The organism is Sphingobium soli, from assembly GCF_020782245.1.
In the GTDB taxonomy this organism is placed as follows: domain Bacteria; phylum Pseudomonadota; class Alphaproteobacteria; order Sphingomonadales; family Sphingomonadaceae; genus Sphingobium; species Sphingobium soli.
Window position 1 is genome coordinate 143,279 of record NZ_JAJGNP010000007.1, and the last position, 18,181, is coordinate 161,459.

General features: G+C 63.0%; 17 protein-coding genes. 11 read left to right on the forward strand and 6 right to left on the reverse strand.

The window, feature by feature from the left end; genetic code table 11:
- Positions 1-91 precede the first annotated feature (91 nt).
- The 10 genes from LL253_RS11005 to LL253_RS11050 all read left to right on the forward strand — a co-directional run bounded on the left by LL253_RS11005 (position 92) and on the right by LL253_RS11050 (position 9,382).
- On the forward strand, positions 92-934 hold the full coding sequence (locus LL253_RS11005) for an NAD(P)-dependent oxidoreductase (protein ID WP_062731359.1): 843 nt from the start codon (positions 92-94) through the stop codon (positions 932-934).
- A gap of 125 nt (positions 935-1,059) precedes the next feature.
- On the forward strand, positions 1,060-1,698 hold the full coding sequence (locus tag LL253_RS11010) for a TetR/AcrR family transcriptional regulator (RefSeq protein ID WP_083951070.1): 639 nt from the start codon (positions 1,060-1,062) through the stop codon (positions 1,696-1,698).
- A gap of 447 nt (positions 1,699-2,145) precedes the next feature.
- Positions 2,146-3,504, forward strand: coding sequence for an NAD-dependent succinate-semialdehyde dehydrogenase (locus tag LL253_RS11015; RefSeq protein ID WP_228227166.1), 1,359 nt, complete (start codon positions 2,146-2,148; stop codon positions 3,502-3,504).
- A 53-nt stretch (positions 3,505-3,557) separates the two neighbouring features.
- Positions 3,558-4,292, forward strand: coding sequence for a DNA repair protein RecO (gene recO, locus LL253_RS11020; RefSeq protein WP_228227167.1), 735 nt, complete (start codon positions 3,558-3,560; stop codon positions 4,290-4,292).
- A 50-nt stretch (positions 4,293-4,342) separates the two neighbouring features.
- Positions 4,343-5,386 (forward strand): 3-isopropylmalate dehydrogenase, encoded by a 1,044-nt coding sequence (gene leuB / locus LL253_RS11025; RefSeq protein WP_009821778.1) that lies wholly within the window; start codon positions 4,343-4,345, stop codon positions 5,384-5,386.
- A gap of 84 nt (positions 5,387-5,470) precedes the next feature.
- The gene (locus LL253_RS11030) at positions 5,471-5,890 is read left to right on the forward strand and encodes a hypothetical protein (protein WP_228227168.1); all 420 of its coding nucleotides are present in this window, start codon (positions 5,471-5,473) and stop codon (positions 5,888-5,890) included.
- Between the two features lie 61 nt (positions 5,891-5,951).
- On the forward strand, positions 5,952-6,950 hold the full coding sequence (locus LL253_RS11035; protein WP_228227169.1) for a threonine dehydratase: 999 nt from the start codon (positions 5,952-5,954) through the stop codon (positions 6,948-6,950).
- On the forward strand, positions 6,947-8,155 hold the full coding sequence (locus LL253_RS11040) for a trans-sulfuration enzyme family protein (RefSeq protein WP_228222412.1): 1,209 nt from the start codon (positions 6,947-6,949) through the stop codon (positions 8,153-8,155). The genes LL253_RS11035 and LL253_RS11040 overlap by 4 nt, the downstream gene beginning before the upstream one ends.
- Positions 8,156-8,186: 31 nt before the next feature.
- Positions 8,187-8,594 (forward strand): Co2+/Mg2+ efflux protein ApaG, encoded by a 408-nt coding sequence (gene apaG / locus LL253_RS11045; RefSeq protein WP_228227170.1) that lies wholly within the window; start codon positions 8,187-8,189, stop codon positions 8,592-8,594.
- Positions 8,591-9,382 (forward strand): LysR family transcriptional regulator, encoded by a 792-nt coding sequence (locus tag LL253_RS11050; protein WP_228227171.1) that lies wholly within the window; start codon positions 8,591-8,593, stop codon positions 9,380-9,382. The genes apaG and LL253_RS11050 overlap by 4 nt, the downstream gene beginning before the upstream one ends.
- Positions 9,383-9,391: 9 nt before the next feature.
- Here the strand turns inward: LL253_RS11050 and LL253_RS11055 are convergent, their stop codons facing one another.
- From LL253_RS11055 to LL253_RS11065, 3 genes are all read right to left on the reverse strand, one after another.
- Entirely contained in the window at positions 9,392-10,075 is a 684-nt protein-coding gene (locus LL253_RS11055; RefSeq protein WP_228227172.1) for a DUF2490 domain-containing protein, read from the reverse strand.
- Between the two features lie 95 nt (positions 10,076-10,170).
- On the reverse strand, positions 10,171-11,799 hold the full coding sequence (locus LL253_RS11060) for an alpha-D-glucose phosphate-specific phosphoglucomutase (RefSeq protein WP_228227173.1): 1,629 nt from the start codon (positions 11,797-11,799) through the stop codon (positions 10,171-10,173).
- A gap of 69 nt (positions 11,800-11,868) precedes the next feature.
- Positions 11,869-12,540, reverse strand: coding sequence for a spermidine synthase (locus LL253_RS11065; protein WP_228227174.1), 672 nt, complete (start codon positions 12,538-12,540; stop codon positions 11,869-11,871).
- 170 nt (positions 12,541-12,710) lie between these two features.
- Between LL253_RS11065 and LL253_RS11070 the strand changes: the two genes are divergently transcribed.
- The gene (locus LL253_RS11070; protein ID WP_009821768.1) at positions 12,711-13,169 is read left to right on the forward strand and encodes a hypothetical protein; all 459 of its coding nucleotides are present in this window, start codon (positions 12,711-12,713) and stop codon (positions 13,167-13,169) included.
- Here LL253_RS11070 and LL253_RS11075 read toward each other — a convergent pair.
- From LL253_RS11075 to LL253_RS11085, 3 genes are read right to left on the reverse strand one after another with little or no spacing between them, the layout of a single operon-like run.
- Positions 13,145-14,938 carry a carboxypeptidase regulatory-like domain-containing protein gene (locus LL253_RS11075; protein ID WP_228227175.1) on the reverse strand — a complete coding sequence of 598 codons (1,794 nt, stop codon included), beginning with the start codon at positions 14,936-14,938 and terminating at the stop codon, positions 13,145-13,147. The genes LL253_RS11070 and LL253_RS11075 overlap by 25 nt on opposite strands.
- Complete coding sequence (locus tag LL253_RS11080; protein WP_228227176.1) at positions 14,935-17,034, reverse strand: DUF4175 family protein; 2,100 nt, start codon at positions 17,032-17,034, stop codon at positions 14,935-14,937. The genes LL253_RS11075 and LL253_RS11080 overlap by 4 nt, the downstream gene beginning before the upstream one ends.
- A complete protein-coding gene (locus tag LL253_RS11085) occupies positions 17,031-18,179 on the reverse strand; it encodes a BatA domain-containing protein (RefSeq protein WP_228227177.1) in 1,149 nt (382 codons plus the stop codon). The genes LL253_RS11080 and LL253_RS11085 overlap by 4 nt, the downstream gene beginning before the upstream one ends.
- Positions 18,180-18,181 lie beyond the last annotated feature (2 nt).

An 18,181-nucleotide genomic window follows, 5' to 3' on the forward strand; every position in this document is an offset into this window, starting at 1 on the left:
GGCGGTCAGGCGGACCCCGTCGGGGATTTACGAAAGACGTTCGGAGTGATTAGCTCATTCGCGAACTTGGACGAAGCCTGAGGGATATTTCATGACAGATAGTATCAGGAAAATTGGGTTCATCGGCCTCGGCAGCATGGGCGGCGATCAGGCGCGGGAGTTGGCCAAATTGCCGCTCGACCTGACTGTTTACGATGTATTTCCCGATGCGCTGGCGAAATTCGAGGGCCGCGCGAAGCTCGCCGCCTCCATAGCGGAGGTAGGCAAGGACGCCGACGCCGTCGGCATTTGTGTCCGGGACGACACGCAGGTGCTGGAATGTGTTGATGCGCTGCTGCCTGTAATGAAGCGGGGGGCGAGCCTGCTCATCCACAGCACGATCAAGCCCAAAACTGCACAGCAGATAGCCGAACGATCTGCCACCGTGGGTGTCGATGTCATCGATGCGCCAGTTACGCGCACTGAAATGACCAAGAACGGCCCGTTCGTCTTTTGCATGACGGGTGGCGATGAATCCGTCGCCGCGCGCGTCCAGATTGTACTGGACGCCTTTTCGACGAACACGATGCATATCGGCCCGCTCGGATCGGCGATGGCCCTCAAGATCTGCAACAATCTCGTATCTTGGTGTGGTATCATGCTAGGTGTCGAAGTCGCCAATGTGGCGGAGGCGTCCGGCGTGCCGATGGACAAGCTGCTGACCGTGATGAAGCGCAACGGCAATCTCACCCCGCCCATGGCGGGTTTCATCGATTTTCGCAATAATCCGGGAGACGCCGCCCGTCGCGCCTTTTTCGCCAGCCAGGCCGGCATCGGCGAAAAGGACCTTGCGCTGGCCGAAGAGCTGGCGGCTGTTGCCGATGCCCCGTCGCCAATCACCAGCCATACCAAGACGCTGATCAAGAAAACGCTGCTCGCAATCTGTGAGAGCTAGATTGTCAAAAATTCGCAGAAAATAAGGTTTCGAGGACAAAGCTTTACGAGCGCGATTTTGTATTGATTATCCTACTACCCGCGACCTATCCTTTCTGATCCCAGGGCGAACTTGTAGTTGTGGTTATGCCGTCCAAGATTAAGGGAGTGCCTTCTCGAAGGGAAGAGCGTCAGTCCGATCGACGGCAGTTCATCATTGCCGTGGCTCGCCGATCCTTTCTGCAGGATGGCTATGCCCAGACTACCATGTCAGGAATAGCTGCAACGCTCGGTGGCTCAAAGAGCACCTTGTGGCGTTATTTTCCTTCGAAAGAAGAGCTGTTTACCGCCGTCCTTGACCAAGCAACCTCCGAGTATCACAAACGGCTTTGCTTGATACTTGATCCCTCTGAGGATGTCGCCACGGCGGTCGAACGCTTTTGCTTTAATTTCCTGAAAACGGTAACGTCGGCAGATGCCTTATCCTTATACCGATTGGTCGTAGGCGAGGGAGCCCGATTTCCGGAGATTGGTCAAATTTATCATGCCCGAGTACAGTCAGTTACCAACAAGATACTCGCCAATTATTTCGCCAAAGCCATGAGCTGTGGTTCATTACGCGAAGGCAACCCGCTAAGATTAGCCCAGGCATTGAGAGGTCTTTGCATATCAAAAGTCGAGGATTTCTTGCTGTCTGGGTCAACCGAAATCTATCGCGATGAAGTTATTGATTCTGATGTGAATGAGGTACGGGATATTTTCCTCCGTGCCTTTGCTCGTAACTAATCGGCCTTCATCACCCTCATGCTCAATTGCTTCACCCTGTATAACGTCCATTTGTTGGCCATGCTGTACTTACTGAATGGAGAAGAGTGAAGCATAATGAAAAAAAGCATTAAAGCCAGTCACGTGGTGATAGGGGTATCCATTGGGGTACCGTCGGCAAGGGGATGAATAATATGTAATATTTTTAAATGGTTATTTGTTATTTTAAGGAGATGCCGGGCCCACCACAATCCTCCCCAGGCACAATTCCATCGGATCAATGATGGCGGGCACTGGATCGGAGTGGCTTGCCCTGATCCGTCAAAACACAGCTTGGCTGTCGCGTCGGGCTGCCCGCTGGCCGGTTGCGCATCGCATCGACGGTGTGAACTTCGCCGCTGTGTTTTCGTTGTGCCCCTGCACGGACATTGCTGTGCCCCTTTCGAATCACCCTATCCGGAGCCAAGCATGAAGAGCATCAACCCCGCCACCGGAGAAGAGATCGCCACGCATGAGGAGATGACGCAGGCACAAATCGACGCCGCGCTCGACCGGGCAGAGGCGACCTTCGCGATCTGGCGCGATACGCCGATCGAGGATCGGACCGCCTTGCTCACCGCGCTGGCCGACGCCTATCACGACAATCGGGACAGGCTGGCCCGCATGGCGACACTGGAAATGGGCAAGACGCTGAAATCCGCGCTGGCGGAGGTCGACAAATGCGTCGCGGCCTTCCGTCATTATGCGAAGGAAGGCCCCGCAATGCTGGAGGGCGGCAGCATTACGCTATCGTCGGGCGGCAAGGCCGATCTGGTCTGGCTGCCGATTGGCGCGGTGCTGGCGGTCATGCCGTGGAATTTTCCCTATTGGCAGGTGGTCCGTTTTCTCGCGCCCTGCATATTGGCGGGCAATGTCGGGCTTCTCAAACATGCGAGCAATGTGCAGGGCGTCGCCGCGCTGATGCAGGAGATGATGGGCGCTGCGGGCGCACCTGACGGACTATTCCAGAACTTGCCTATTCGTTCGGACGCCGTGGCTGCCATCATCGCCGATGACCGGGTCGCCGCTGTCACCCTGACCGGCAGCGAGGGCGCAGGCCGCGCGGTGGCCGAGCAGGCGGGCCGGGCGTTGAAAAAAGTGGTGCTGGAGCTGGGCGGCTCCGACCCGTTCATCGTCATGCCCTCGGCCGATCTGGACGCGGCGGTCGAGCAGGCCGTGACCGCCCGCATCCAGAATACGGGCCAGTCCTGCATCTGCGGCAAGCGGATGATCGTCCATGCCGACATATACGAGGCCTTTCTGGAGCGCTATTCCGCCGCGATGGCGGCGGTGAAGGCGGGCGATCCCTTCGCAGAGGACAGCGACATGGGGCCGCTGTCCAGCGCGGAGCAGCGGCAGAGCGTGCTGGACCAGATCGAAACGATGAAGGCGGCCGGCGCGACTTTGATCGGCGGTGAAGCCGCAACCGGGCCGGGCGCCTATATGCAGGCGGGCATTCTGACCGACGTGCCGGTTGATCCGACTTTGATGGGCGAGGAGATTTTCGGGCCGATTGCCATGCTGTTCAAGGCGTCGGACATCGACAACGCGCTCGCCATCGCTAACGCCATCCCCTTCGGCCTGGGATCATCGGTCTGGACCAGTGATCCGGCCGAGGAGGCACGGTTCGTTCGCGACGTGCAGGCCGGTATGACGGCGGTGAACCAGATGCTGGCCTCCGCGCCTGAAGCGCCCTTCGGCGGCGTCAAGCGCTCGGGCCATGGCCGCGAGCTTGGGCCGTTCGGGCTGCACGAGTTCATGAATCTTAAGAGCGTCTATCGTAAATAGGGTTAGTTCCCCGTTGTTGAGGGGCGTGGCATCGCGGGGTAGAGACGGATACCATGCCCCACCTCTCCACCTTTGCCCTCGTTTGCGCCGTGCGCGCCCATGGCGAACATGGAGCGATCGCGCGGCTGCTGACCCCCGGTCATGGGCTGACGGCGGGTTATGTTCGGGGCGGGCGGTCGCGCGCGATGCGGCCGGTACTGCTGCCGGGAAATGTGGTGAAGGCGGACTTTCGCGCGCGGACGGAGGATCAACTCGCCGGGCTGGCGGTCGAGCTGGCACATAGCCGGGCGCCGCTGCTGGCTGAGCCGCTGCCAGCGGCCGCGATCGATTGGAGCTGCGCACTGACGGCCGCGGCCTTGCCTGAAGCCACGCCCTATCCGGCGCTATATCAGGCGCTCGCTGGCCTGCTCGACGCAGTGGAGGCGGCTCCCGCAGCCCGCGGCTGGGCGGTGGCGCTAGTGCGCTATGAACTGCTGATGCTGGCGGAACTGGGCTTCGGGCTAGACCTCAGCCGCTGCGCAGCCCTTGGCGACGTCAATGACCTTGCCTTTGTCAGCCCGCGCAGCGCAGCGGCAGTCAGCCGGGCCGGGGCGCTGGGATATGAGCAACGCCTGCTGCCGCTTCCGCCCTTTCTGGTCGGCGGCGGCGCGGGAGATTGGGCTGACATCATGGACGGGCTGCGCCTCACCGGTTTCTTTCTGGAGCGGTCCGTCATGACCGAACGCCGCACAGATGTGCTGGCGGCGCGGGAAAGACTGGTCGAGCGCCTCAAAAGGGCGGTTGCGTGAAACCTCCTGTCTCCATAAGGCGCTGCCACGCAAGATAAGGAGTGTAGGACATGTTGATCGCCCTGTTCCCCGGAGACGGCATCGGACCCGAGATCGTCGCAGAGGCAAAGCGCGTACTCGACGCGCTCGCGATCGACGGACTGACCTATGCGGATGGGCTGGTGGGCGGCGCGGCCTACAAGGCGATGGGCCATCCGCTGCCGCGCGAAACGCTGGACATCGCGCGAAGCGCCGATGCGATCCTGTTCGGCGCGGTCGGCGATCCGGACTGTGATGCGCTGGAACGCCACCTGCGCCCCGAACAGGCGATCCTTGGCCTGCGCAAGGAACTGGGTCTTTTTTCCAATTTGCGCCCGGCCAAGGTCTTTCCCGAACTGGCGCATGAAAGCGCGCTGAAGCCTGAAGTGGCGGGATCGATCGACCTGCTGATCGTGCGGGAAACCAATGGCGACGTTTATTTCGGGGAAAAGGGTTTCCGCACGACGGCGGAGGGTCATCGCGAAGGCTATGACATCATGTCCTACAATGAGGCCGAGGTGCGACGCATCGCCCATGCCGGTTTCCAGGCGGCGCGTGCCCGTCGCGGCAAGCTGTGTTCGGTGGACAAGGCCAATGTGCTGGAAACCAGCCAGTTGTGGCGCGATGTGGTGATCGAGGTCGCGAGCGACTATCCCGACGTGGCGCTCAGCCACATGTATGTCGACAATGCCGCCATGCAATTGGTCCGCAACCCCGGTCAGTTCGACGTGATCGTCACCGGCAACCTGTTCGGTGACATATTATCGGATCAGGCGAGCATGTGCGTTGGATCGATCGGGATGCTGGCGTCGGCGACGCTGAACGGCAGCGGACAGGGGCTGTATGAACCGATCCACGGCTCCGCTCCCGACATCGCTGGTAGCGGCAAGGCTAACCCACTGGCGACGATCCTGTCCGCCGCAATGATGCTGCGTTATTCGCTCGGTCTGTCCGAGCAGGCGGACCGTGTTGAGGCTGCGGTCGCGCAGGCGCTGCGCAATGGGGCAAGGTCGGCGGATCTGGGCGGCGCAATGACCACCGTGGAGATGGGTGACGCGGTGCTGGCCGCACTGTGATAGCTCGGCTCACCGCAAATATGGGGTGTTCGCTTAACTTCGTCGCTGCCAGGCCGATTTAAGGAGAAAATGGGGTCGCAGATAATGATGATGGATTTGCGGCGCGACCATGACGGTCTGCGCCGGATAATGCACGATTTCGCGCTGATGATGCATAGCGGGCAGCTGAAAGATATGCCCGACGTCGCACGACGGCGCATCGCCTTTTCCCAAGGCTTTCGCGAACATATGGCGCGGGAAGACGCAATGGTGCAGACATTGCGCAAACGCCCCCTTCTGCCTGAGGCTAGTCAGGCGTTGCGCGAACACGGCCGCGCTATCGTCGCCCTGTTTCTACGCTACAGCGATCATATCAAGATATGGACGCCCGCTCAGATCGAAGCGGACTGGGCAGGCTATCGGGCAGCGGTGCTGGAACTGCAAGAAGGCCTGCGCGACCAGATGGCATGGGAAGAACGGCACCTCCACCCGCTCCTGATGCCGAAAGATCGAATCGCTGCCTGACGGGGCCAATCAGGGCATACCGGTCCTGTCCTTCGGGACGGCGACTGCATAGAGAGATAGAATGACTGATCTCTCGCTCCCATCGCTTCGCGCCGCCGCCGACATGGTTCATGCACAGGTGCCGCCAACACCGCAATATGCCTGGCCATTGCTGGCGGCGCGGACGGGGTGCGACGTGTGGATCAAGCATGAGAATCACACGCCAACGGGCGCGTTCAAGGTTCGCGGCGCCATTCCCTATATCCACTGGCTGCGGCGCACGCATCCCGATGTCACTGGCGTCATCACCGCAACGCGGGGCAATCATGGACAGGCGCAGGTTCGCGCGGCGCGTGCGGCGGGGCTGTCCATCACGATTGTCGTGCCCCACGGTAATGCCCTCGAAAAAAATGCGGCCATGCGCGGACTGGGCGCAACGCTGATCGAGCATGGCCATGACTTCGACAGCGCCAAGGCGGAGGCGCTGCGGCTGTCGGAGGAACAGGGGCTTTACATGGTGCCGGCCTATCATGGCGAACTGGTGCGCGGGGTTGCGAGTTACGGGCTGGAGCTGTTCGACGCGGTGCCCGACATCGACACCGTTTATGTGCCCGTGGGCTGCGGATCGGGCTTATGCGGCACGATCGCGGCGCGGGACGCGCTGGGGCTGAAAACGAAAGTGGTCGGCGTCGTGTCGGCCCATGTCGACGCCGCTAAGCGATCGTTCGAGGCCGGGAAGCTGTTGGCCAGTCCCACCGCCCACACCTTCGCCGATGGCGTTGCCGTCTGCACGCCGGTACAGGAAGCGCTTGATTATTTTGGACCGCGCGCCGACCGGTTCGTCGCCGTCAGCGACGACGAGGTCGCCGATGCGATCCGCATTTACTGGGAAGATACGCATAATCTGGCCGAAGGGGCTGGCGCGGTGGCGCTCGCAGCGCTGATCCAGGAAAAGGACCGAATGCGCGGCAAGACGGTTGCGGTAATCCTGTCGGGCGGTAATGGCGACCGGAGCCAGATGGCCGAGATATTGGGCGGCGCGACGCCGTGCGTTCAGCAGGATATGCGAAGGGCAATATGAAGCGGAAGAGCGGACAGAATCCGGAAATTACCAAGAACTGGAAGCCGGCGACGCTGGCGGTTCGAGGTGGGACCGCGCGCAGCGAATATGGCGAAACGTCCGAAGCGCTCTTCCTGACGAGCGGCTATTGCTATGACCGGGCAGAGGACGCTGCCGCGCGCTTCGCCGGTGAGCAGGTTGGGATGACCTACAGCCGGCTCCAGAACCCGACGGTGGAGATGCTGGAACAGCGCATCGCCCTGCTGGAAGGGGCAGAGGCCTGTCGCGCCACCGCCACGGGCATGGCCGCGATGACGGCCGCGCTGCTGTGCCAGCTGTCGGCGGGCGATCATGTCGTGGCGGCCAAGGCGGCGTTCGGCTCCTGCCGCTGGCTGGTCGACACGCTGCTGCCTAAATTCGGCATTGCGACAACGACCATCGACGGGCGCGATACCGCCGCGTGGGAGGCTGCGGCGAAGCCCAACACCAAGGTCTTCTTTTTCGAGACACCCGCCAATCCGACCATGGACGTGGTGGACATCGCGGCTGTGTGCGCCATCGCGAAGGCGCGGGGGATTACGACCGTCGTCGACAATGCCTTTGCATCGCCCGCGTTGCAGCGACCGATGGAATTTGGTGCCGATGTGGTCGCCTATAGCGCGACCAAGATGATGGACGGGCAGGGTCGCGTGCTGGCTGGCGCAATCTGCGGCACGCGCGACTGGATCGATTCCGTTCTGCTGCCCTTCCACCGCAATACCGGGCCGACGCTGAGCGCGTTCAACGCCTGGGTGGTGCTCAAGGGACTGGAAACGCTGGATCTACGGATTCGGCGGCAAAGCGATAATGCACTCAAGGTCGCCCGCTTCCTGGAGGGCCGGTTGCCGAAGGTCAATTATCCGGGGCTGGAAAGCCATCCCCAGCATGTCCTGGCGATGCAGCAGATGGACGCGGCAGGCCCGATCTTCTCGCTCTATGTCGGGGGTGGCCGGGCCGAGGCCCATGGATTGCTGAACGCGCTGGAATTGGTCGATATAAGCAACAATATCGGCGATTCCCGGTCGTTGATGACGCATCCGGCGTCGACCACTCATTATGGCATGGCCGAGGAGGCACGGCTGGAAGTCGGCATTACCGAAGATATGCTGCGCCTGAATGTCGGCCTGGAAGACGCCGATGATGTCATCGCCGACTTCGATCAGGCGCTGCGAGCGATAGGTCGTTGACCTTCTGGGGGGCAGGGCGCATCTGTCGGCCATGACGACCAGCTTTGCGCTCTTCCCCTTCCACGCGACGACGCGCGATATCGGCGTGCACGTGGCCGTCACCTATCTGCCCGAACAGTCGGAACCGGACAGGGGGCGCTGGTTCTGGACCTATCATATCCGGATCGAGAATAGGGGCGATCAGCCGGCGCAGTTGCTGACCCGCCATTGGATCATCACCGACGGACGCGGCAATCAGCAGCGCGTCGACGGCGATGGCGTGGTCGGGGAACAGCCGGTGGTGCAGCCAGGAAAAAGCTATGATTATGTTTCGGGCTGCCCACTCGCGACGCCGACCGGGTCGATGAAGGGCAGCTATCGGATGATCGGGCTGGACGGCGAGATATTCGAGGTGAAGATTCCGCATTTCGCGCTGATCGCGCCGGCGATTGCCGAATGAAGCGGACGCATCTGCCGCTGAATGGCCTACGCGTTCTGGACGCTGCCGCACGTCATCTGTCCTTCACCCGCGCCGCCGACGAGCTGGCGGTGACGCCGGCAGCGGTCGGGCAGCAGATTCGCGCGCTGGAGGATATGCTGGGCGTCGTGTTGTTCCGGCGCACGCCAAAGGGGCTGGAACTGACGCCGGAAACCGAAGGCGGACTGGATGCTTTGCGGGCCGGCTTCCTGCAATTTGAAGAAGCTGTGCGGGCGATGCAGGCTGGGCAATCCAGCAGCGCGCTCACCATTGCAGCGCCGCGCGACATCACCGCCAAATGGCTGCAACCGCGCCTTGCCGCCTATGCCGCGAGCCAGCCCGACCTGACATTTCAACTCATCGCTGCGGACGATGCGCTAGATTTCACTGAGGCAAATCTGGATCTTGCGCTGCGGCTGGCGGATGGTCCCGCCGAGCATGAGGGAGTGAAGATCGGTGATCCCGCTTATGTGACAGTGGAGGCGGCGACCGGTGGTCCCGATCTGCGGATCGACTGGCCGGGCTGTCCAACGGACGATCGGCCGGCGATCATTCGCGTTGCCGATGGCGGTTTGGCGATCGAAGCGGCTGCAAACGGGTTCGGACGCGCACGGGTGCCGCAGCTGCTGGCGCAGGCGGACCTCGATGCCGGGCGGGTGCGTCAGGTGGGCGATCCATCGCCCACCCTGCTCGCCTATTGGTTGATCGCGCCGCTGCCGCAATGGCGGCAGAAAAAGGTCAAGGCGCTGGTCGAGGCGCTGACCGCCTGACCGGATCCATCAGTGTCGGAAGAACAGGGTCACGGACGCGACGTGATTGACGCGCGTGTCGCCACCGCTCTGGTTGATGACCTGGTTGAGATAGCCCACTTCCAGCGTGGAAGCACCGGGCAGGCCAACCTCTGCCCCAATGAAGCTGCGCAATTGGTCAAAACCTCCGCGCACGCCCCAGTCGGTATCGTTCAGCGCGATGAAGCCCTCCGCATAGACCAGCGCGTTGAGCGCATCGCTGCCCGGCTTGAGCGGCTTTTCATAGCGGAGCATTTCCCGCAGTCGCCAGCCCATGTCATCGCCATCGGAGCGCCATCGCTGCTCGAGGCGTGTGCGGGAGGACAATTCGCCTGCCCACGGCTTGCCGAGCGTCCAGTTGATCTGTTGAAAGCTGCGCTCTTCATTCACGTCCTTGCCGCCTTCGACCGGCACCACAATATGGGCAAAGCCCTGATAGAGCGTTACGGAAGGTGAGAATTTCCAGCCAATCGCGCCGCGGAACAGCGCCTGATCGATCCGCGATATGCCATCGCCGACGCGCGGCTGTATTTCGGCGAAATAGACGAGGTCGTCCTTGATCGAGCCCATGCTGGTGAGGTTCAGCCAGAATTGTTCATCCTGACTGGTTTCGGCGTGAGCAGGCGCGCCTAGACAGGAGGCGAGCGCGGACAGGGAGAGGATCAAACGGCGCATGATGGTCCGGGATCTGGGCGGTAACAAGGTAGCAGCCTTTAGCCCCCCGATGTTTCCCGGCCATGTCTGCGCCGTGACTTACTGTCCCCAAGCGATCAGGTGATGACGCTGGGACTGTCCATGCCGGTAAAGCCGCTGATGTCGGCGACCTCCTGTGCCGCAGCGATCAGAGGCGCGAGCGCAACAGCCGTTTCCATGCTTAAATCACCATCCGCGGCAACATAGCGTTCGATATAGACGCGCAACGTGGCGCCCTCCGTGCCGGTGCCCGACAGGCGGAAGACAATGCGCGAGCCATCCTCAAACAGGATGCGGATGCCTTGATTTTGGCTGATCGATCTGTCGGTCGGATCGGTATAGGCAAAATCGTCAGCGCTGCTGATCGTGCCGCCACTGTTGCTGGTGCCCGGAAGGGTGGTCAGCTTGTCGCGCAGCGCCGCCATCAAGGCGTCGGCCCTGTCCTTGGCGATCGCTTCATAATCGTGCCGGGCATAATAGTTGCGGCCATAGGTCGCCCAATGATCCGCCATGATGGCAGCGACGCTCTGTTTGCGCGCGGCGAGGATGTTGAGCCACAGCAGGACCGCCCAGATGCCGTCCTTTTCCCGGACATGATCGGATCCGGTGCCCGCACTTTCCTCGCCGCAGATCGTCGCCATCCCGGCATCGAGCAGATTGCCGAAGAATTTCCAGCCTGTGGGCGTTTCGTAGAGCGCGATGCCGAGCTTTTCCGCCACGCGATCCGCCGCGCCGCTGGTGGGCATGGATCGGGCGATGCCCTTCAGCCCGTTCGCATAGCCGGGCGCAAAATGGGCATTGGCGGCGAGGACGGCGAGGGAGTCGGAGGGCGTGACATAGCAATGGCGGCCGATGATGAGGTTGCGGTCGCCATCTCCGTCCGAGGCCGCGCCAAAGTCGGGCGCGTCCGCCGCCATAAGCCTGTCATAGAGCCCTTTGGCATGCACCAGGTTGGGATCGGGATGGTGATGACCAAAGTCGGGCAACGGGGTGCCGTTCATCACGGTGCCGGCCGGCGCACCGAGGCGACGCTCGAAAATCTCGGTCGCATAGGGTCCGGTCACCGCGCTCATGGAGTCGAACGCCATGGAGAAGCCTCCGGCGATCAGCGCCTGGATAGCCCCGAAGTCGAACAGGCTTTCCATGAGATCGGCATAGGCGGCGACGGGATCGACGACCTCGACCACCATTTCGCCGAGTTGCCGGACACCGAGCTTGTCGATGTCGACGTCGGCTCCATCAATGATTTTATATCGGTCGATGACTAGCGATCGCGCGGCGATGGCGTCTGTCACCTTTTCAGGCGCGGGGCCGCCATTGCCGATATTATATTTGATGCCGAAATCCTCGTCCGGACCGCCAGGATTGTGGCTGGCCGACAGGATGAGGCCACCAAAGGCGCCCGCCGACCGGATCAGGTGCGAGGCGGCAGGCGTGGAAAGGATACCCTCCCGGCCGACGAGCACGCGGCCAAAGCCGTTGGCTGCCGCCATCTTGAGCACGGTCTGGATGACTTCGCGGTTGAGATAGCGTCCATCCCCCCCCAAAACCAGCGTCTTGCTCTCGAAACCGTCCAGGCTGTCAAACACCGACTGCACGAAATTTTCCGCATAATGGGGCTGCGCAAAGACACGCACTTTCTTGCGCAGGCCCGAAGTGCCCGGCTTCTGGTCGGTGAAGGGGGTTGTGGTAACGGTCTGGATCACGCCGGCATCCCTTGCATCATTGAATATGTCCTTTTCGCGCGACCAACTGCGTCCTGCAATGGCGCATGTTCAGCCTTTTTGTGCAAACCAGATGACGTGGCGCGGTCCCTTGCCATTATCCCGGGCGCGGACAACCACTTCCTCGACGTGGAAGCCAGCGGTGCGCAGGCGTCGCGTGAACGCGTCGTCAGACCCGGCCGACCAGATGGCGAGGATGCCGCCGGGCCGAAGCGCCGCGCGGGACGCCTGTAACCCCTTGCCATCATAGAGCCGGTCATTGGCGGCGGCGGTGAGGCCGTCGGGACCATTATCGACGTCGAGCAGGATCGCGTCATAGCTGCCCTGCGCATCCGCGATCACGTTCACGACATCGTCGATCATGAGATGTACGCGCGGATCGTCCAGGCATCCTGCCGCAAGGTCTGCCATCGGGCCCCGCGCCCATTCGATGATTTCGGGAACCAGTTCGGCCACGGTGATGCGTGCGTCGGCCGACAAAGCGCCCAGCGCGGCGCGCAGGGTGAATCCCATGCCATAGCCGCCGATCAGGAGATGCGGGGCTTTCCGATCGCGCATTCGTTCGATCGTCATCAATGCCAGCTGCTTTTCCGAACCGCTCATGCGGCTGCTCATCAACTCGTTTCGATCGAGTACGATCATATGATCGCCACCGCGCCGATAGAGTTTGAGCTCCTGCCCCCCAGGAACTGTGGCAGAGCCCAGATATTCACGCGGCTTCATTACGATGTCCTAGCATTCCAAGATCAAGACGTGCGCATGGCAGCTTGGCTTCCGTCGCGCAAATGCTACAGGCGATCGCGTGCACTGGCCGGTGGTTGGCCGACCAGCGCCGGCGATGCTATCCGCCGTCTCCTCTCGTTTCCGACTCTCCACAGGCAGCCTTTTTCTTCATGCGTTATTTTCTCGACACCGAATTCAATGGCTTTGGCGGCACGCTGATCAGCGTGGCCCTGGTGCCGGAACATGGCGATCAGGAATGTTATGTATCTCTGCCGTTGCCAGAGGTGATCGAGCCATGGGTCGCGGGGCACGTCATTCCCTATTTGCGCCACGTGCCACCGGGCATCGACCATGAACTGGATCGGGTCGAGGCGGCCGACCTTGTCGCCACTTACCTGGCCGGCGATTCCGATCCGGTGATTATCGCGGACTGGCCGGAGGATCTGGCGCATTTCTGCGCGTTGTTGGTGACGGGGCCGGGGCGGATGGCCGGGGTCGATTTCGGCCTGAAGCTGGAATTGATCAACGCCGCGGGCTTCAGCGCAGCGGCGAACAGCCGCGTCCCGCACAATGCGCTGCATGATGCGCGGGCGCTGCGTGACTTTTACATGCTTGACCGGGCCGGCTGAGGCCGCCCGACCCGGCTGCGTTCCAGCCACCAGAGCAGCGCGCTGACCAACAACCAGGCGATGCCAAAGGGCCACGCCGTGCCGGGGGCATTGCGGGTCGCTTCGCTGGCGATTGCCGGGGCATTCGGGAGCAGCAGGGTTGCGTCTCTGTCGCGCGCGCTGCGCATGGCCGGCAGCGCGTCGGCGGGTTGAACGTAAAAGGGTGCGTTTCCATCCTTGGTGATGAGCCGATGCCACCCCGCTTTGACCGGCCAGAAAGCGGCGCACGCCCCGACAGGTTGCAGGGCAACAGCGGAACCGTCAGGCTGCTGCACCGATGCGCGAGGCCCTGTCCCGCAGAGCGACAGGCGTTCGCCCGCCCAACTGATCGCAGGGGGCGAGGCGGGGCTTGGCGCCGGTCGTATGACAGCGCGGGCCAGCGCTCTCCACCAATCGTCATACAGCGTCGCCCGCCCGGTCAGGACCAGCGCATAGCTGTCGAGCCCGGTGAAAAGCGCCACTCGTCCCAGGCCCTGCGCTCGCCATGCGGCAATGGGCGCGTCGCCCCCATCTTGCAGAAGGGCCGCTGATGTCATGCCCAGGGGGGAAAGCGCGAGCCGGCTGACGTCTGGAATGAAATCGGCCGGCAGACTCATATCTTCCGGCGCCGTTTCGGTCGCGATGCCAAGGCGTGTACGGGCGATCGAAGCGGGAGCGGGTTTGGGCAAAACAAGGGGCGAAATACTGTTGGTGCCGGTCAGAGCGAAGCCCAGGTTTCGCCACTGCGATCGGGTTGTGGCATCCAGCGGGCCGGTCGGACGCAGGATCATGCCCAGGCCGTTGCGCACCGCCGTCATGAGCGCGGCGCGCCGTCCGCCCAGGGCGATCCAGCTGCGATCGTCGATCACCACGAGGTCGAACCGCGCGAGCGTGGCAGGATTGAGCGAGATCGGGGCGTCGCCTAACGAAATGCCTCCGCCTGCATTGATCTGACTTGTAACTTCGAACCCGGCGTCAGTCGCCCAGCGGCGCAGATATTTGATTTCGGGTCCCGGAGCGGCGGCGAGGAGCAGGAGTCGCAAGGGTTTTGGATCGCGCACGGTCAGGGGAACCAAGGCCTGCGCGAGAGTGCGGCCATTGGTTCGGACCCGCAAGGTGAAGAGGCTGTTTCCGGCCGCCCTGGCCGTGCCCGTCAGGCGGACATGCCCCTGCCGGTCGGGGGAGGTGACATCCGTCACGCGCCCGGCCGGATCGAGCAACTCGACGACCATGTTACTCGATGGCGTGACCATGCCGCCTACCCCGAAGCTTTCCCCCGGCGCAGCGACGGGTGGGGGTGTCACAGACACTATCCCGGCGGGCGGGGGTCGCGGATTGAAATCGACGTCGAGCCCGGACGCAGCGTCCATATCGCGCGGGGTGAACCCCGACCCCAGCACCGTGATGCGCCGGACCTGCGGATGCCGGCGCAAGGCGGTGGCCAGATCGGGAACATGCTCGGCGCCCTGCATGTCGCCGGCTTCGGGGAGCGCCAGGGTGGGCGCACCGGCGGGTTCGGCGAGTTGCGGCGCACCGGCCGTCGCGACGCGGATTGCGTCGCCGCCAACGGGAACGGGCGGAGGATACAGGGTGAGGAAGAGCAACGCTGCGCAAACGGGTTGCAGGACAAGCAGCGCGATCAGGCGGGGCCGATGCGGCTGCGGCGACGCGCGATGCCACAGGATCAGGCGGACGGCCGCAAGCAAAACGGCCAGGACTAAGATTGCCGCACTAATATGTTCAATCGTCATGATCCGCCGCCCTGAAGAGCGTGCAAATAGCGTGCGCCCATGGCGTCGGGCCGCTGTCTCGGCATGGGCTGGCCTGTCGGCCGTTCCATGGCGGTCCAGAGGAGGCCTTGCAGGCGAGCGCGGCAGGCTGCGCAACGTGGTTGCTGCCGGACGGCGTCGATCGCGGCGGTCAGCGCGAGCGGATCGGGGAGCCGCCCCGCGTTGGCGCGGACCCAGTTGCCGAGCGCCGTCGGGTCGGGAACCGCGTCGCTTTCCAGCGCGCGCCATGCTGCCGCGGCCGGTCCATCGCTGCGTTTGATTCCCGCGAGCTGAAGCGTACGGTTGCCAATGCCTTCCCGGTCGCCAGTCATCCGCCGCGTCGGATCGATAGGCGGGAGTTCCGGCCCGACGCGCGACAGGAAGATGCGGGTCGCTTGCTGCACTTCCTTAATGAAGCGCAGAGCGCGATTTGCATAGGGCAGCGCGAGGTCTGGCCGACCCTGTTTGAGTTCCCGCTCCGATCCCCACATTTCGTCGACTGCTTTTTTCAGGATCGCCCGCGTTTCCGGGTCGAGGCTGGAGGCAGGTGATTCATCATGGGCATGGCCAAATTCCGCCAGCACATCTTCAGGCGCTCCGAAACCTGGGCTGTGCCTGACAGGCGGCCCGTGATCGTGGCCATCGCCGTCGAAATGATGTTCGGCGTCGGCAGTGGGCAGCTCTGGCTCGCCTTCTTCCTCTCCGCCGAGGAACTGGCTGTAGCGGCCCCTTAGTATCTGTTGGTCGTTGCCGATCGTGCCGGATTTGGCGAGATAACGGTCGGACGACAGGGCGCGCTTTTGTTTGAGCAGGGCTTCGGCGTCGATGATGATCTGACGCTGGCTGCGGAAATAGGCCGGGAGAGTGGTGTTGACCATGCCTTCCAGGCCACCGCTTTCGGGCACGCGCGCCGAAGGCCAGCGCAAGATGAGGCTAGGGCCGCGCACTTCTTGCGGTGAAGGGGTGCGATTGTCGTGGACGATCAGTTGGACCACCATGTCCCCACCTGCGGAAAAGCCGAAAGAAGAAAAATTCAAAACAGGGGCGAACCGCCGGTCCTGTGCCGCGCCGGTACCGCTGACAGGAATTTCACGTTCGGAAAAGGTCACATTCTCGCCTTCGCCGATCGCGAGCGTGATCCGCAAGCGTGCGGACGACGCGACGCCATAATCATCGGTTGCAGCAAAGGCGGGGGTCCAACTATGCTGGCCAGCCTTTACCACAGTCAGCGCAGGGGTGAGCGCCTTCACCTGCGGCGGGTTGTCGGGCTGCGCATCGATGCGGTGGAGCGGCGGGGTGGGTCCCCGATCAGCTGCGGGATCAACCCGGTAAAGAAATGAGCGGTCAAGCGTCAGGCCCGCGACCCAGTTGTCGCCATCGCGGCGAAGCGGCAGAGGCTTGCCATCTACCAACAACAGGCGCGGGCCTTGCGCTTCCGGATCGAACCGCAACGTCCATTCAAGGCGCGAGCCAAGCGGCGCCTGCACGTCGAGTTTGGCGGAATCGCGCTTGGGCAGCCCCGTATAGGCTGGGGGCAATATGCGCAGGTTCTGTGCGACGAGACGCGGGAGACCGGGCGCGGTAGCGATGCCTTCCTGGCTGGGGGCGAGACGTGGTGGGCCTTCACCTGGCCTCGGCCAAAGCAGCGCGCCAGCGACGATGACGGCTGCGACGCAGAAAAGACCGAGCAGCCATTGCTTCGACCAGCGGGGGACAAGGTCGTGCGGTGAGGCCTGATCGAGCCGGTCGGCTATACGCGTGCGTTGTAGCGCCTGAAGCGGTGTGATCGTTGCTGGTGGGGAGAAAAGCAGGGCGCTGCTATCCTCCAGTTCCGGGCGACTCGCGTCCAGGCGGTGAATGAGCCATGCGCGGTCCTGGCGCGTGGCGCGCCTGCGGGCGAGGACCAGCGCGAGCACGCCACCAGCCAGAAACAAGGCGGCTGCGGCAGCGAGACCTGAGATGCGCCAGGCGATAGCCGTCAGCGCGGCCAGGACGGGGAGGGCGAGGCCAAGCGTGTCGAGGAAGGATCGACGCCGCGCCGGGGCGACCCAGTGGGAAAAAAACCTTTCGGCGCTCATGGCGCTATGCTCCGACTGCGTCGGGACGCAAGCCAGCGTTCGACGCCAAACAGCAGCGCAATAATCAAGGCGAGCCATGGCGCGAGCGGTTGTGGCGGCAAGTCATAGGCACGCGCCCCCGTCATTGGAGCATAATCGCGAGCAGCAACACGATCGGGTGGGGGGGATGCAGGGTAGAGTGCTGCACGGAGGTGTAGGGGGAAATCCGCGTCGAGCAACAGCGGCATGGCATCGGGGCGGAGCGGGCGGGTCAGGCGAAGCACGTACCCTTGGTCAAGGCGTGCCGCTTCGCCCAGCGGCAAGCCGTCCTCGTCGCGCCAGACCGTAACGAAGCAAGTGCTTTCGGACAATTGGGCGTCGGATGGCAGCAGCAAAGTGCCGCCTTGAGATACCCAGTCTCGCACAGCCTGCGATACGCTGCCGGCTGCCAGCCAAGCTAGGCTCTGCCGGTGATCGGGCAGCGGGTCGGTCAGGTCGGCGCTGGGGGGAGCATCCTTTTGCTTCTCAAGCTGCCATGCGTCGGCGACCGCGCGTAGATAGCGCGCGCCGTCCTTATGCGCTTCGTCATGACGGACGGAGAGTGATCGCCCAGGCGGTTTGGAGGATGAGCGCTGTGGCATGGCGCCTGGCTGGATTTCCCACTTCACCGAACGCGACAGCCGGATGCGGTCGGCGTCGGCACCCGTGATGATCCGTGGCGTCACGATCGTCAGGGCCGCGCTCTGTGGCAGATCGGCGTCCAACTGTCTGATCAGACTGGCGACGGGAATGCGACCGTGCGGTTCGGGAGCGTCGATGTTCGGAAAACCGGGAGCTAGCCAGTGAAGCCGGGCGGCGGGATAGGCCGCTGGGTCGAATTGCGCGCCGGGAAGAACCGCAACATAAGGTCGGTCATCGGCAGCGCCCCAAAGCACCGGCCGGGCCAGAAGAAGTGCAAGCAACGCGAGGAGCAGCAAGCGCACCAGCAAAAGGGGCCATTCGTCGAATCGCAAGCGGGAGCGCGGCCGTGGCTTCTGGCGCAGCCAGCGTAGGGCAGCGAAATCCGTGGGCAGTTGCTCGCTGCGGCGGGCGATATGAATGACCAGCGGGACGATCAGCGCGGCCAGCGCCGCCAGAGCGGCGGGAAACAGAAGCCCAAAACCCATCG

Bases quoted from the DNA above. Each gene is read 5' to 3' on its own strand.
- LL253_RS11005 (WP_062731359.1), top strand. From the start codon at position 92: ATGACAGATAGTATCAGGAAAATTGGGTTCATCGGCCTCGGCAGCATG.
- LL253_RS11010 (WP_083951070.1), top strand. From the start codon at position 1,060: ATGCCGTCCAAGATTAAGGGAGTGCCTTCTCGAAGGGAAGAGCGTCAG.
- LL253_RS11015 (WP_228227166.1), top strand. From the start codon at position 2,146: ATGAAGAGCATCAACCCCGCCACCGGAGAAGAGATCGCCACGCATGAG.
- recO (WP_228227167.1), top strand. From the start codon at position 3,558: ATGCCCCACCTCTCCACCTTTGCCCTCGTTTGCGCCGTGCGCGCCCAT.
- leuB (WP_009821778.1), top strand. From the start codon at position 4,343: ATGTTGATCGCCCTGTTCCCCGGAGACGGCATCGGACCCGAGATCGTC.
- LL253_RS11030 (WP_228227168.1), top strand. From the start codon at position 5,471: ATGATGATGGATTTGCGGCGCGACCATGACGGTCTGCGCCGGATAATG.
- LL253_RS11035 (WP_228227169.1), top strand. From the start codon at position 5,952: ATGACTGATCTCTCGCTCCCATCGCTTCGCGCCGCCGCCGACATGGTT.
- LL253_RS11040 (WP_228222412.1), top strand. From the start codon at position 6,947: ATGAAGCGGAAGAGCGGACAGAATCCGGAAATTACCAAGAACTGGAAG.
- apaG (WP_228227170.1), top strand. From the start codon at position 8,187: ATGACGACCAGCTTTGCGCTCTTCCCCTTCCACGCGACGACGCGCGAT.
- LL253_RS11050 (WP_228227171.1), top strand. From the start codon at position 8,591: ATGAAGCGGACGCATCTGCCGCTGAATGGCCTACGCGTTCTGGACGCT.
- LL253_RS11055 (WP_228227172.1), bottom strand. From the start codon at position 10,075: ATGCGCCGTTTGATCCTCTCCCTGTCCGCGCTCGCCTCCTGTCTAGGC.
- LL253_RS11065 (WP_228227174.1), bottom strand. From the start codon at position 12,540: ATGAAGCCGCGTGAATATCTGGGCTCTGCCACAGTTCCTGGGGGGCAG.
- LL253_RS11070 (WP_009821768.1), top strand. From the start codon at position 12,711: ATGCGTTATTTTCTCGACACCGAATTCAATGGCTTTGGCGGCACGCTG.
- LL253_RS11075 (WP_228227175.1), bottom strand. From the start codon at position 14,938: ATGACGATTGAACATATTAGTGCGGCAATCTTAGTCCTGGCCGTTTTG.
- LL253_RS11080 (WP_228227176.1), bottom strand. From the start codon at position 17,034: ATGAGCGCCGAAAGGTTTTTTTCCCACTGGGTCGCCCCGGCGCGGCGT.
- LL253_RS11085 (WP_228227177.1), bottom strand. From the start codon at position 18,179: ATGGGTTTTGGGCTTCTGTTTCCCGCCGCTCTGGCGGCGCTGGCCGCG.